The following is a 14,146-nucleotide window of genomic DNA, read 5'->3' on the forward strand; positions in this document are numbered from 1 at the left end:
GCGGTTACTGCCGGTCGAGTTTCACCAGCAACATGTCGTTCGTCCGGATATCAAGCTTTTGCTCGAACCGACCATCGACGCCGACCTTGACGGTCCGGTCCAATTCCGGCGTGTCTCGAGTCTGAGCTTGCAGGCGGGCCAGTTGCTGGTCGGTCAGCTTGTCCGGCCGTCCCCATTCCATATAGGTGGTGTAGGCGTCGTTAGCCCGGTATCCGGTTCGGTACACGCGCAAGCGATAGGAGCCCGGCTTTACTGCTGCCAGCGACAGGCGCACCGGCTCCAGCTTCTGCGCAGGATGAATCCGCGTATAGTAAGGCCGGTTGGACAGCTTTTGATCGGGGATCGTGTAGTTCCAGATCAGTCCGGAGAAATTGTCGCCATCACGGGTCAGCCAGCTTTCCTCATCGCCGTTCCGCAACTCGGATTTGCCCAGCTGCGAAAGGTAGCGATAGGCGAAGTAGGAGGGCTTGCGCACACCCTCGCGCGTGAGCAATCCGAAGCCCCCATGAAAGGGTGTCGGCGGCGGCCCTGCTTCCTCGAACAGGTCGCTATAGACCCAATAGCTCATCGACTGCGCCGTCTTCTCGGTGCCCTTCAGCTTGTTGAGAATGAACGCCGCGTTGAGATAGGTATCGTGTATCGGGTCACGCGGATTGTAGCTGGTGCTCCATTCGGTGATGTAGAGAGGCAAGCCGGGAAAGGGCGAACGGTCGATCTCCCCGCGCACCTTGTCGACATCGTTGATGACCGCACGGCGATCGAGCACGAGCCGGTTGTCGCCCTCACCCTTCTCATCGAAGAAGCCCCCGGCAACGCCATAGGTATGGGTCGTCACGAAATCGACGGGTGAACCGACCTGCCTGGCGTGCGCAAGGAACTCAGGAACCCAGACTGCCCCGGCAGTCGCCGGGCCGCCCACCTTCAATTCGGGATCGACGCCTTTGATCGCGCGGACGGTCGTATCGTAGAGTTTGAAATAACTGGCCTGATCCCCTTTGGTCCAGAAGCCATCGAGGTTCGGCTCATTCCACACCTCAAAACGCCAGCTGCGCACTTCCTCGCGGCCGAACCGTGCTTCCATGTCCCTGGTGAATGCGGTGATGAAATCCGACCACTTCTGCCAGTCCTTGGGCGGCGAACCGTTGCCCTTCCAGTGAAAGATCGTGCGGCTGTCGCTGGCGAGGTCGGTCGGCATGAAGCCGACCTCGACGAACGGCTTGATCCCCGCTTTGAGCGCGTTGGCATAGACCTGTGCCACCCGGTCGAAATTATAATAGGGTCGTCCATCGATCTCGCGATAGGGATCGGTGTCATGCAGGAAGATCGCGTGGAAGCGGATATAGCGGAATCCGATCTCGCGCTGAGTCAGTTCCAACTGATCGACATTTTCACGCCGCAACAACAGTCCGCCATGGTCCGCGCCCACGCTGTCGCGCCACATCTGGTTGGTGTCGCCCGCGATTGCGCTCATATCGGCCGCCACTCGCCGGTCCGCCTGTGCCGGCGTGCCGGCAAGCAGCGCCGCGGCCAAAGCCAGAGCCAGAGACGGCTGCAGCGCGCGCCGGTTGACCATTTTCATCATCCACATTCCCCTTGTTCTTGTCAGTTCTGCAGGGCGCCAGTGACCCGCAATTCAGAGATCCCGACTATCGCGTCCTTGGGCGGCCAGAAGCGGATGCGCACACGCCGTCCGATCACCGGATCGGTTTCGAGCTTCCGCGTGATCGCGTCTTCCATGCCCGGGAAATTCTCGGCAAGCTTGCGCCACTGCCCCTGCTCATCGAGAATTTCAGCCATGAAGCCATAGGGCGCCGATTGCGGGAAGGTGATGGTCAGTGAATGCACCTCAACCACCCGTTCCAGGTCGATAGCGAGGGTCATTTCGCCATCGCCCGGTGCCGGACTCCAATAGGTTGACGGATCGCCGTCATTTGCCAGGCGCGAGCTGTGGGCCGGCGCACTGCTGCTGGCGAAGGTCGGGTTGTTGAGCCCGAATTCGCCATCTCCTGGGCGTTCGCTCTGCTGCCTGACAAAGGCCGTGTAGGGGCGCGGCGCGGCAAGCGCGGTCTTTCCGGGCACGAATGGCGGGCCCTTCAGCGTTCGCACTGTCGCCAGGCCGTCCTTGAGCCCCGGCGAAGTTGCGCGCAGCCGGGTAATCCCGGCCTGCCAGCTGCGCAAGGCGATCGCCGCCTCGCCATCGCGGATCTCGATGTCGCTATCGGGAGCAAAGTCGATGCTGCGCCCGGTGGGCAACTCGCCCGGCCCGGCCTCTATGCTCAGCCGGACCGGCGGGCTGTTGCTCAGCCGGCGTCCCTGGCTGTCGACCACGCTGACGATCACCTGCACGTCGTCGGTGCCGTCGCCGCGCGTGATGGTGGGGGCGCTGGTCGTGATCCGCAAGGCCGCCGGTTCCCCGGCAACGGGCCAGACCGGCGGTGGCACTCCGGCATAGGCGTTGCGATACCAGTAATATTGCCGCTTGGGCAGGCGGAAATAATCGATCATCCCCATGCCGCCGAACCGTTTGCCCGCGATCGAGCCATGATCGAAACCCGCCCAAATCACCTCGCCCGACCGCCAGGGCAGCCGCCACGAACCTTCCTTGGTCTTGTCCGCGCCGCGGGTATTGACCAGATCGTCCCAGCCCGGTTCATATTTGCCCGGCCGATTGGTCATGGTGGTGCCATATTCGGCGACGAAATTGGGAATGCCGGGATCGGCGAACAGGCTGGCGCCGTCGCCATTATAGCCGGCAATGTCGCCCAGCTTGTCGATGTCGCCGCGCTGCGCGCCATCGATCGCGGCAGGGCGGGTCGGATCAAGCTGATGCGTCAGCGCGACCATTTCCGAAAGCAGCCGCCGCACGTCCGGCATGGTTTCGGGCGCAGTGAAGAACGCTTCATTGTCCATCCCCCAAACCACGATCGAAGGCCGATTGCGGTTGATGCGGATCATCTCGGTCAATTGCTGCTTGGCGTTCGCGTCGAACTCTGCCCGATGAGCGGGATCGGTCGGATAGGCCGAAGCACCCCATGGATTGCGGAACCCCGCGGTTCCCCAGAAATTCATTTCCGACAGGAACATCACGCCAAGGCGATCGGTGGCCTCAGCAAAATGGGGATCGTGCGGATAATGTGAGCCGCGGATAAAATCGAACCCCGCATCCTTGATCATTTTGACATCGCGTTCGATCGCACCGTTGGTGACCGCATCCCCCCAGCCCGCCTGATCCTGATGAACGTTGGCGCCGCGGAAGTAACGGTGCTTGCCGTTCAGGAAGAAGCCGCGATCCGCGGTCCATTCAAACCATCGGAAGCCGAATTCGGTGTCGAACCGATCCCGCTCGCGGCCATTCACGATCAGGCTGGTGATCGCCCGGTACAGCACGGGACTTTCCGGGCTCCACAAGCCAGGCCGCGCTATGGGCGCGGACAATTGCCGAGCGATCGCCGTGCTGCCCGGGGCTACCGTCAACCGCTGGTCGGGCAATGTCGATATGGCTCGACCATGGCCGTCGACCACGCTCGTCCGCACCGTGACGTCGGCAGACGTCGATCCAGCATTGCGAACCTCGGTCTCGGCCGCGACCCGGCCGGACGACTCCGACAGTTCCGGTGTGGTGATCCTCGTTCCGGTCCAGGGCACATGCACTTCGTCGGTCGTGACTAGCCAGACGTCGCGATAGAGGCCGCCGCTGAACACATGCTCACCCGCCCTGGGCGGTAATGTTGGCTGCCATTCGTTGTTGACCAATACCGCGATTACATTGCGTCCTGGGCGCACCGCCTTGGTGATGTCTACCGGAAAACCGGTATAGCCGCCCTTGTGTCGCGCGATTTCGACGCCGTTCACATAAATCCGCGCGTCCTGAAAGGCGCCCTCGAACTCCAATTCCAGGCGCCGTCCCACGGGAATCTTGGCGAGGTGGAAGGATTTGCGGTACCATCCGTCGCCGGTGTAGAAGTCGGGCGCCCGAAAATAAGGCATGCTGAAGCTGTGCGGCAATCCAATCCGTGCCCATGCTGCATCATCGAAATTGGCCGCCTCTGCCCCCCAGTGCGATCCCAAAGCGAAATGCCAATCGGCATTAAAGATGGTCCGTGTCCGTCCTTCCGGAATGGCGATTACCGTCTTCGCTTCCTTGGCAAAGGCCATCGGACATACGAACGACATGGTTGCAGCGACAACGCAAAGCAGCAGCCTCAAACTTCGTAACATGGTTGAAACTCTTGCTCCCTGCTTCGCCCGCGACGGTCGCCGCCATCGCCTGACCAAACACCTTATTTCGAACGCAAAAACTTTCGCCGCCCGATGGCAACTGAGCGACGCACAACTTGTCCTGACGCTGATTTTCGGTGCCGCGTCCGCCCCACCTTCGCCTGTCCATCCGACAAACGAAAATGGTCCAGGGTCATCAGCAAATCCCATAAGGCAGTCGCCGCCGCCACGGATTGGAGGCGCAACCACAACGCCAGGGCAATACCCCTCCAAATCCATCGTTCCAATTTGGGCAACGCTGCCGGCGAGTGATGCTATTTGTTGATGGCCGCCTTCAGTTCGCTGGCCGTAATGCCGATCATCAAGCCCTTCTCGTCCTTCGCGAAGGAGTTGAGCGCCATTTTGACCTTCTTCCCATCGGTGACCACGACAACGCCGGTGTCGAGCACTTTTTCGACCGTGCCAATCGGCACGCCCTCGCTGTCACGAATGACGGCACCCGGCGTCATGTCTGCGGCCGTTGCGTCGACGATCTTGGATTCCTGCACAGCGGGAACCGAGGTATTTGCAATGGCGGCCCGGAATTCGTCGGCCGAGATGCCGATCATCAACCCGGCGGAATCCTTGCCAAAAGAATTGATGGGCAGCTTGGCCAACCTGTTATCGGCGCTGACAACAGCGCCATCCTCATCGAGTTCCTTGATGGTTGCGACCTGGACGCCATTTTTGTCCCGCACGGCGGCCCCAGGGACGAAATCGGCCGGAGTAGCGAGAATCGGGCCGTTTTTCCTCTTTGCCGCGCGACGGTCGCCTGGACTGGAAACCTTTACGCCTTCATTGACGATCCGGTTATATCCTTCGACCTGAGCCCTGTCGTTGCGGGCGGCCGCAGTGCTGTCCACCGTTCCCGGCAACGGCCCCGTAGGTATGGTCTGGGCGATCGCTGGTTCAACCATTGCCGCCGCGAAGGTTGCTGCGGTAAGGATTTTCCATGTCATCGGTTCTGTTTCCTCTCTCATTTTCTCAGCGGTCCAGGCAGATTTTTCGGCAGTTCCACTGGCGAGCCGGATCATTGACGCAATTGTCTGATTTTTGTACCTGTAACAGCAGCACCCCATATTGCACAACCGAAGGAAGCAAGTTCATGCGTTTGCGAAAACTCTTTTTGGCTGCGGCGGCACTTTCGGTTTCTGGCGCGGCGCTGGCCAATGGCTACATGGTGAACCTGCAGCCTGCGAATGGCGCTACGGTGAAGGGCCACGCCGGCCTCCACGCGGTGGATGACAAGACCGATCGCGCCCTTGTACGAATTGTCGCCCCCGGCCTTGCAGCCGACAAACGGGGAACCATCCGGGTTCTCGTCATGAACCTCGGAACCGAGCCGTTTGAATTCGGCCCGGACGATGTGACTCTCACCCTGGCCGATGGTTCCGAACTCAAGAAGGTCCCGCTCGCGGAGTTTGATCGTGGCTATGGCCTCATCAAGCGGGAGCAGAACCGCGCAGCAGCCGTCACCGCACAGAACAACAGCACGCTGTCGTCGCTGATGGGACAAACCCAATCGGGGATGCCCGGCAACTCTCCCGCGGCGGCTCCAAATATCGGAACGCGCCAGACCGATTTCGAATCGCTCAGGCGCAATCTCGATGACGAATATCTGCAACCCGGCGGCAAGACACTGGACGCCCTTTATCAGCTGCTGATGCCAGACCAGGTGGCTCCTCAGGCTGCTTCGGGAGGATATTTGGTGTTCGAGATGCCGAAACGGAACAAGAAGTCCACGGCCGATGCCGATCTTCCGATCACGATTACCGTTCGCACCGGCGACAGCATCCATCACTTCACAGGTGTACTCAAGCGGAGCTGATCGGCTACGATCAACCGCAACCCCGAAGCCCGCATGCGATCTGGTCGGTCCGACCAGATCGCATGCGGAGGACTTGGATCGAGTGCCTTCGGGCAAAGCACCTCGCCTCCACCCCTTTCTATGATCCGCTCGTCGGGGAGCATCAAGCCGGCGCACGCCCGAACACTTTGACGCACCGGGGCGACGAACGACTTCGAAGGCGGACACGCTGCGGATGTTCACAACTGTTCCTGTCGCAAAGGAGCAGCTCGCGCCTGACCTTGCTGTTGTGTCGGTGCGATAAAATCTTCCACTGATGGAAAAGCTTCGACCTGGCTGATGACAGCTTTCATTCGCAGGTGCACTTCGGCAATCTGCTCGCGCTCTTCGATTGCATCAAGCCGGGGATCGAAGCTTTGCGGCATCAACCCGTGACCGATGAACGAACTGGCCCAGCTACTCGTCTGAAACGTCTCGAAATCATTGAGCGGAACATGCCCTCGCGCGGCGAAGATATCGAGTTTGCGTTGCAAAGTTTCAGGTACGGCCGTTTCGCGACAACGGTCCCAGAACAACTCTCCAATCCGGTGATTGAGCTTGTAATGCAAGATCTGGAAATCGCGCAGATTGGAAGCGACACAACGAATGATGTCGTCATAGGTCTGCGCTTCGGGAAACTGCCCCGCTTCGACTGGAAACAGCGCCATCAGTTGCGAGATGCAATTATGAGTCATATGCAACTGCACGGCATCAAGCGGCTCAAGTGAAAAGGCGGCTTCGCCGATGGCTACGCAGTTCCCTACCCAACAGCGACGACGAATGCCCTGGTTGAGCGGCGACACTGCCACCTCGCTGTTAACCGGCGCCCGCGCGAGGCTTGGCAGGCTTTGCGCCATTTCCTGGTCGGATATTTGGCGGCTGTCATATACGGCAACGACGCTCGTGCGATTCTGCATCGGAAAGAGCCCGATCCACCCCTGCGCGAATGCCGAAATCTGGCTGAACGAGGGTAGCGGCTGAAGTGTTCTGGCCGACGCGACCATGACACGGTCGCATGGCAGCCATTCACGCCAGGACTCCAGTTCGGTGCCCGGCAAGCGACCGATCAGCCGCCCTTCCGGTCCGGAGGCATCGACAAACAGGTCGGCCTCCACCCGTTCACCGTCATCAAGCACGACAGCCGCGATCCGGTCCCCGTCGACCTCGACGTCCGCAAGCGTGGCCTCCTTCGCTGCAATGCCCAGCCCGAGCGTGCAATGCCGCAGCAGCACGGCATAGGAGCGGGCATCGATGTTATAGCCGAATGTCGCGCGGAGGGAGGCGCCGTCCTGCGGGACAGGGACACGGCCAGCCCGCGCTGCCATGGCAGCGAGCGAGAAAGCCTCGAACTCGGACCGCAGTCCATCCTGGCGGGCCTTGGTCCAGAAATGCGTAAACTCGAGGGGCGCATCAGCGATTTCACGATCATAGCCGTGGAGAAACGGGGCGCCAGCGCCGCCCCAGCCATTGAAACGCTGGCCCGCCACAGGCACGGCCTTGCACGTTGTCCACACGAGCCGATCGTTCAGGCCGACACGCAAATGATAGCCGTCCAGAGCGGGAAGCGCGGAATAGCAATCGGTCGCTTTCAACAGGCTGGGCAGTTCGATCACCCGCACCTTGACCCCTGCGGCGCCCAGCGAGCGAACAATTGCCGCGGCAGCCATCCAGACGGGAGCATCGCGGCCGATCACCACCACATCGTTTACCGGCCTCACGGTCTGACCTCCTCGGTAACCGCAGCCAGCGGGGATTCCGGCGCGCAATAATCGGCGATGAAATCATCGTGGCTGGGCATTTGCCCGACCTTGTCACGGATCATGGTGCGCAAGGCATCCAGACCGGCGATCATGTCATCCTCCGGCTCTGTATCTGCCAGCCGGCTATAGCCCTCAGGAACAAGACCCTGACCAACGAACACGCTCAGCCAACTCGGCGGCGAAAACAGCCCATGATAGCGCTTTATGATCCCGCTGTGGCGGAAGATCTCGATCTTGTGGTTTAGGCTGTCAGGAACCTCCATGGCGGCGCAATAACGCCAGATTTCGGCGTCATCGCGCGTGTTGAGCTTATAGTGCAGGATCAGGAAATCCCGGATCCGTTCATACTCCATGTCGATCAGGCGGTTGAATTCATCCCGCAGCCGCGGGTCGATCCGCTTTATCGGGAGTAATGGCAGAAGCTGGAGGACCGCGACCTGAATAAGGTAGATGCTGGTGGATTCCAACGGTTCCAGGAATCCGCTGGCAAGGCCGATGGCAACGCAGTTCTTTTCCCAGCTGACGACGCGCCTGCCCGCCTGGAACCTGAGCATGCGCGGCTCTGCCAGAGGTTTGGCGTCCAGGCTGCGTAGCAGCGAAGCGGCCGCGTCCTCCTCCTTGATGAAGGACGATGAGCAGACATAACCATTGCCGGTACGATGCTGCAAGGGGATGCGCCAGCGCCAGCCGGCCTCCATTGCCGTGGAACGCGTGAACGGAGTAAACTCGCCGCGCTCGCTGGGAACGGCAAAGGCACGATCGCATGGCAACCACTTGGACCAGTCTTCCCACGCCACTCCAAGAGTCTTGTCCAGCAGCAGTGAACGAAAGCCGGAACAATCGATAAACAGGTCGCCAGTAATCGACTCTCCGGATTCTAGTGTCAGCGAACGGACATCGCCGCTTTGCGGATCGCGAACGATTTCCCGGACCTTGCCTTCGGTGCGGATTACCCCGCGCTGTTCGGCAAGTCCACGAAGAAACACGGAATAAAGACTGGCGTCGAAATGGTAGGCGTAGGAAAAGGTCGAATCGATCGCCGCCTGATCCGTGCTCGGAAAGTTGAATCGGCGCATTCGCGCTGCTTGCACGGCGAACGAATATTCCTGAATATCGGATTCCCAGCCGCTGCGCAGGGCTCTTACCCATCGATGATGAAAGACGTGGGCCGTATCGGCCGTTCCGTGCGTGCCAAAGGGATGGATATAACGCGAACCCTTCGTACCCCAGTCGACAAATTCGATGCCAAGTTTGAACGCGCCCTTGGTGGCCCGCATCATTTCCGCTTCATTGACGCCAATCGCGTCGTTGAAATTCTTCATTTGCGGCAGCGTCGCCTCGCCGACGCCAACAATTCCGATTTCCTCCGATTCAACCAAACGCACGCGGCAACGGGACGAAGGCAGAAATGTCACGAGAGCGGTTGCCGCCATCCAACCAGCCGTCCCACCGCCCAAAATCACGATATCCAGAGGTTCGCCCATCCTAAACCATCCGTCCGCATGAGGCCGTTGTGAAATCTCTGGCTACAAATTCATGGCCAAAAAAGAAAGGGGGCCTCACCCGCAGGAGCGCCCCCTATTCCCGCTCCGCTTGTCTTAGCCGCCCATCTTCCACCGCACGCCGAAGGTGAACCTGCGATCCTGCCGGAACCAGCTATTCTGCATCAGGATCATCTTGCCCTCAGGGCTCTGGGAATCGGACATCTGCTGCTCGGTTACAGTCTTGGTATTGAGCAGATTGCTACCTTCGATGCTCAGTTCGATATTCTTGTTCACGCTGTAGCGGATCGATCCGTCGAGATAGCCCAAGGCCTTCGACCAGACCGGCAAGCCAACGCAGCAGTCGGCGGCGGTGATAAGATATCGACTCCGCCAGTTGTACGCGAGCCTTGCGCCGAACGGCCCCTTCTCAAACAGGCCGACGAGGTTGAAGGAATGCTTCGATAGCCCTTCGAGCGATCCCGGATTGATCGTGCTGGGCGTGTAAACCCCCGGCCACATGGACGCCAGGTTCGAATTCGGCACACCCTTGTTACGGATGAAGGTGTAGTTGGCCTGTATGCCGAAGTGATTGAACGGTTCGGGCAAGAAGTCGAAGAAGCGGTTATAAGCGACCTCGGCGCCCTGGATCTTCGCACCCTTGCCGTTTGCAGGGCCACTGACCTGAACCGTCCGGGTCACGCCGTTATTGGTAACTTCCGCAAAGAAGCGCCCGAACTGGATATAGTCGTAAAACTGCTTGTGGAACAGCGCGAGACTGAACATGCCGGCATTGGCAAAATAATGCTCAAGCGACACGTCGAATTGCCATGCAGTCGTTGGCTTCAGACGCGCATTGAACGCGCTGGCCATATATTCAGGCGCCGCGCCTATGATATTGCCCTGCGCGTCCTTGATCCACCGCGGATCATCAGGCGAAGTGCCCGGCAAGTTCTGACTGACACTCAGATAGCTTCTCAACAGTCCCATATCGGGTCGTGACATTGCCTTCGACGCGGCAAGACGCATCACCCATTTGGGCGAGAAATCAAAGCGCAGGTTGAAGCTGGGCAGGATATGATTCTGCGACACCTTGATGTTGATGGGCTTGCCTGTCCCGTCACCCATGGCAAACTGGACATCTTCAGGAGACATATAGCAGATGGAGCTATAGGGTACCTGGACAGGCTGGCCTGGTTGCGGCAGCGGCGGCGGCGACGCATTGCCCGTCAACCCGCCCGGAACGAGCGGAGTGGACGGACAGGCAGTTTCCGGGCTGGCCTGAAGCCGCGGATACTGTTCAAAGCCCAAGCTCTTTACACGCGTGTTGATGTAACGCACGCCGATATTGCCGCTAACCCTTACCCCACCAATGTGCAAGGTGTCGTTTCCGCCAAACTTCACCATCAGATAAGCAGAGCGGGTCGTTTCCGACACGTCGGCGATTTCGTTTTGCGCGAAACAGCTGTTGGGCATTTCCGTCGGAACGCCAGTGCCTGGCTGACCATTACGGCTACAGACCGGGATAAAGGAACCGATACCACCCGCGCCGGTAACTGGATCAGGATTTGAAATCTTGTCGCGGCTGAACAGGTCAAGCTGGTGATTGGCAAGGAACGAGAAAGGAACATGTGGGAACATGCCAAGCGAGCCGCCGAAGAACGGATTGCCAAACTCTCCCACCTTGTAGAAATTCGCGGGGTAGCCGTTGAACGTCGTCGTAACGCCATTGCTGGTGCACGATCCCGGCTTCGAATCCGCGTTGAAGTAGATGTACTGGCAGCCTTGCGTCCAGGTATTGGCAATGTTGGCCCAGTTATAGGAGCTGCCTTGCACCCGCTGATCGCGATCGGCATAGCGTACGCCGAACTTGACGGTATCTGCCCAGTCGAACGGAGTATTCCATTCGCCGTCGAAGCGCATGGCCACTTCCTGACCCGAACTGTCCTGAACATTGTCCGCAAGGTCGTGGATATAATAGTTGTTTGGATTCGAAAGTCCGCCCGGAGATTGGGCGATGTTCGTCGGCGCGTTGAATGCCAAAATACGCGGGTGCGTACCGAGGTTGTCAAGTTCGACATCTGCCCATGACGATAAAGTCAGTGCAGCATCGTACAACTTGATAGTCGAATCGACATATTGTGCGTCGAAATTGAACCGAAGATTATCGGTCGCCTCATATTTGAGGTTGAACCCGCCTTCCTGGGTCATATTCTGACCTTTGGAATAGCGGTTGCTTGCATTGACGCCTACACCGTGCTGGTCAGATGCCGAGCAATAGCCCTCAGGGTAGGTGTTCCACCCATAACAGCTACGGATCATGGCGGTGCCATCCGAGTTGAGTGCCATGTTGGCTTCATCCGCCGGAGGACCCCACCAGCCGCCAGCCATGTTGAATGTGCCGCGATCAATGAAGCCATCCTGCCCGAAGGTAAACGGGTCGGTCCCCGGGGCTGGCACTGGAATGTCGCTGTAGCCCGGCTGGAAACGGTAATTCGGATCGGAGCTGGGAATTCCGAACATGTTGACGCCAACGCCATGCTCGCGCATTACATTGTTATAGTTCGAGCGAATATACTGGAAAGTCGCTAGCCATTTCTGGTCGTTGCTTCGCCATTGCGCGGCCGCAGCAACACCCGTCCGCTTACGCTCATATGTGGTGTCCAGCATATTTACGCCAGTCGGAATGACGACAGCACCTGGTCCAAACTGGGCGTTGACGTCCTGGCTGCCGGAAATCATACCTCCAGTAAAAACGCCCGCGCGGTAGGACTGCAGACCCAGAGATGCAGTATTGACGTGCGAGTAGGCGACATGCCCCATAATACCGATTTCACCGATTCCGGTGTTCCAGCGATTGCTGTAATATGCGTTGAGATCCGGTGACCATTTCTTGGCCGCGTCTCCATAATTGGCCTTGGCACCGATCTGTATCAGTTCCCCCTTCGCGTCGAAGGGAACGCGCGTACGCAAGTTGACCGAACCGGCGATACCGCCCTCGATCAGGTCCGCCGTCTGGTTCTTGTAGATGTCGACGCCGCCCAGCAACTCCGCCGGAACGTCACTCCACGACAGGCCTCGACTACTGTTCGCAGAGAAGGTGTCGCGGCCGTTGAACTCGTTGCGGACCTGCGGGAGGCCGCGGATGATCACGCCGTTAGGTTCGGCAGAGAAGTGCGCGGTGTCACTGCTCACTGCGAAACGGTTGACCGTGATGCCGGGCACGCGCTGCAAAGCCTCCGCAACCGACTTGTCGGGGAAGGCACCGATATCCGTCGCCGTGATGGAGTCCATCACGGTGTCCGCATTCTTCTTGCGCACGGCAGCCGTCTGCAACGCTCCGCGCAAGCCGGTCACGATGATCGTGGAATCCGAGCCCGAATCTTCGGCTTTTTTGCTGGTTGCCGCGTCCGTGCTTTGCGCGAATGCCGGCGTACTTGTCGCACAAATGGCCAGCGCGAGCGACGACGCGCCCGCAAACAGCATCCCATTTGAATGCATGGAAACTTTTCCCATCATGCCCCCTCCACGAGGTTGGCCCCCAACCGAGCCATCAGTTATAAAATCCGTTAGACAATCGCGCATCGGATCAAGCCGATATCACGCCAGACGAACCCTCGAATCATTTTGTCCGAGTAATTGAATAGGTAACCAAATTGGTCGTTTAGCGCAAGGCTCTGCAAGAAAAATAATCCTCAGACATTTCTACCCTCCTGGCGTTTAAAGCGTTGTAGTTCGAACCATCAGACTGATTAAATTGTCGATAAATCAAATATTTATGACTCACATGACCACAATTGCCTTGAGGACGGAATCAGCCTGATCGATCAGGTTGGGCAGATCGCGCGGCAGGTCGTTCATCGCCACGCTGTGCGTATGAAGAGCACGCATCGGCAACTTTCCACTGCATATGGCAGCTATTACTCTGTCAAAATCACCCGCAGTGGCGTTTCGGCTGCTCAGCAAGGTCGTTTCACGCTTGTGAAATTCGGGATCCGGGAAAATCAGGTCATCCTTGACGACGCTCACCAGCACATAAGTGCCGCCGTGCGCAACATAGGCAAGTCCTGCGGACATCGCCTGGATGTTACCCGTCGCATCGAAAACGCAGTCAAAGAATTCTCCGTCCGTTGCCGCCGCCAGATCAGCTTTCAACTGATCGGAAACCAACAATGTGTGAGCAATGCCAACCTTCTCGCGCGCATGATCAAGCCGGGCCTGCCGCGTGTCGATCAAGGTCACATCCGCACCGTCGAGCTTCGCGAACAGCGCCACTGCGACGCCGATCGGTCCTGCCCCGACAACCAGCACACGATCGTCGCGGCGCACAGCCGCGCGAGACACTGCATGAGCGCCAATCGCGAGGAACTCAACCATCGCAGCGTGGTCGGGCGACAGCCCGGTAGCGTCTATCAGTGCCCTTTCCGGCACAAGCACATATTCGCTCATTGCACCGTCCTGGTGCACGCCAAGAACGGAGATGTTGCTGCAGCAATTGGGCTTGCCGCGGCGGCAGGCACGGCATTCGCCGCAGGCCAGATAGGGATTGACGGTCACCAACTGACCAATGCCGAAGGCGGAATCTTCCCCGGTCGCGGCAACCGTGCCTGAAATCTCGTGCCCCATCACCCGCGGGTAGGAGAGGTAAGGCTGGGTCCCCGAATAAATATGATAATCGGTACCGCACAAACCGACCCGCGCGATCTTCAGCAGAACTTCACCCGGACCGGGCTGAGGCCGGGCTCGTTCTATCACCGAAAGCGCGAATGGCGCGTCGCACAGAATCGCCTTCAATGGCCGCG

At 59.1% G+C, this 14,146-nt stretch carries 8 protein-coding genes; 1 reads left to right on the top strand and 7 read right to left on the bottom strand.

What is annotated here, in order from left to right:
* Window positions 1-4: 4 nt before the first annotated feature.
* The 3 genes from MRBLSP13_RS12895 to MRBLSP13_RS12905 form a co-directional block, all read right to left on the bottom strand.
* Window positions 5-1,582, bottom strand: a complete 1,578-nt coding sequence (locus tag MRBLSP13_RS12895; protein ID WP_363754817.1) for a GH39 family glycosyl hydrolase — start codon at window positions 1,580-1,582, stop codon at window positions 5-7.
* A 20-nt stretch (window positions 1,583-1,602) separates the two neighbouring features.
* Window positions 1,603-4,173, bottom strand: a complete 2,571-nt coding sequence (locus MRBLSP13_RS12900) for a glycoside hydrolase family 2 protein (RefSeq protein ID WP_363754819.1) — start codon at window positions 4,171-4,173, stop codon at window positions 1,603-1,605.
* 359 nt (window positions 4,174-4,532) lie between these two features.
* Window positions 4,533-5,216 (bottom strand): hypothetical protein, encoded by a 684-nt coding sequence (locus MRBLSP13_RS12905; protein ID WP_363754821.1) that lies wholly within the window; start codon window positions 5,214-5,216, stop codon window positions 4,533-4,535.
* Between the two features lie 146 nt (window positions 5,217-5,362).
* Between MRBLSP13_RS12905 and MRBLSP13_RS12910 the strand changes: the two genes are divergently transcribed.
* Entirely contained in the window at window positions 5,363-6,085 is a 723-nt protein-coding gene (locus tag MRBLSP13_RS12910; protein WP_363734586.1) for a hypothetical protein, read from the top strand.
* Window positions 6,086-6,303: 218 nt separating this feature from the next.
* Here the strand turns inward: MRBLSP13_RS12910 and MRBLSP13_RS12915 are convergent, their stop codons facing one another.
* The 4 genes from MRBLSP13_RS12915 to MRBLSP13_RS12930 all read right to left on the bottom strand — a co-directional run bounded on the left by MRBLSP13_RS12915 (window position 6,304) and on the right by MRBLSP13_RS12930 (window position 14,138).
* Window positions 6,304-7,821: a tryptophan 7-halogenase gene (locus MRBLSP13_RS12915; RefSeq protein ID WP_363754823.1), complete on the bottom strand. Its 1,518-nt coding sequence runs from the start codon at window positions 7,819-7,821 to the stop codon at window positions 6,304-6,306.
* Window positions 7,818-9,347, bottom strand: coding sequence for a tryptophan halogenase family protein (locus MRBLSP13_RS12920; protein WP_363754825.1), 1,530 nt, complete (start codon window positions 9,345-9,347; stop codon window positions 7,818-7,820). The genes MRBLSP13_RS12915 and MRBLSP13_RS12920 overlap by 4 nt, the downstream gene beginning before the upstream one ends.
* A 114-nt stretch (window positions 9,348-9,461) precedes the next feature.
* On the bottom strand, window positions 9,462-12,863 hold the full coding sequence (locus MRBLSP13_RS12925; protein WP_363754827.1) for a TonB-dependent receptor: 3,402 nt from the start codon (window positions 12,861-12,863) through the stop codon (window positions 9,462-9,464).
* A 264-nt stretch (window positions 12,864-13,127) separates the two neighbouring features.
* Window positions 13,128-14,138 carry a zinc-binding alcohol dehydrogenase family protein gene (locus MRBLSP13_RS12930; RefSeq protein ID WP_363754829.1) on the bottom strand — a complete coding sequence of 337 codons (1,011 nt, stop codon included), beginning with the start codon at window positions 14,136-14,138 and terminating at the stop codon, window positions 13,128-13,130.
* Window positions 14,139-14,146: the final 8 nt, after the last annotated feature.

This window comes from Sphingobium sp. LSP13-1-1.1 (genome assembly GCF_040676415.1).
GTDB lineage: Bacteria > Pseudomonadota > Alphaproteobacteria > Sphingomonadales > Sphingomonadaceae > Sphingobium.

Coding starts and splice junctions, on each gene's coding strand:
- MRBLSP13_RS12920 (WP_363754825.1), bottom strand. CDS start 9,347: ATGGGCGAACCTCTGGATATCGTGATTTTGGGCGGTGGGACGGCTGGT.
- MRBLSP13_RS12895 (WP_363754817.1), bottom strand. CDS start 1,582: ATGATGAAAATGGTCAACCGGCGCGCGCTGCAGCCGTCTCTGGCTCTG.
- MRBLSP13_RS12925 (WP_363754827.1), bottom strand. CDS start 12,863: ATGATGGGAAAAGTTTCCATGCATTCAAATGGGATGCTGTTTGCGGGC.
- MRBLSP13_RS12905 (WP_363754821.1), bottom strand. CDS start 5,216: ATGACATGGAAAATCCTTACCGCAGCAACCTTCGCGGCGGCAATGGTT.
- MRBLSP13_RS12910 (WP_363734586.1), top strand. CDS start 5,363: ATGCGTTTGCGAAAACTCTTTTTGGCTGCGGCGGCACTTTCGGTTTCT.
- MRBLSP13_RS12900 (WP_363754819.1), bottom strand. CDS start 4,173: ATGTCGTTCGTATGTCCGATGGCCTTTGCCAAGGAAGCGAAGACGGTA.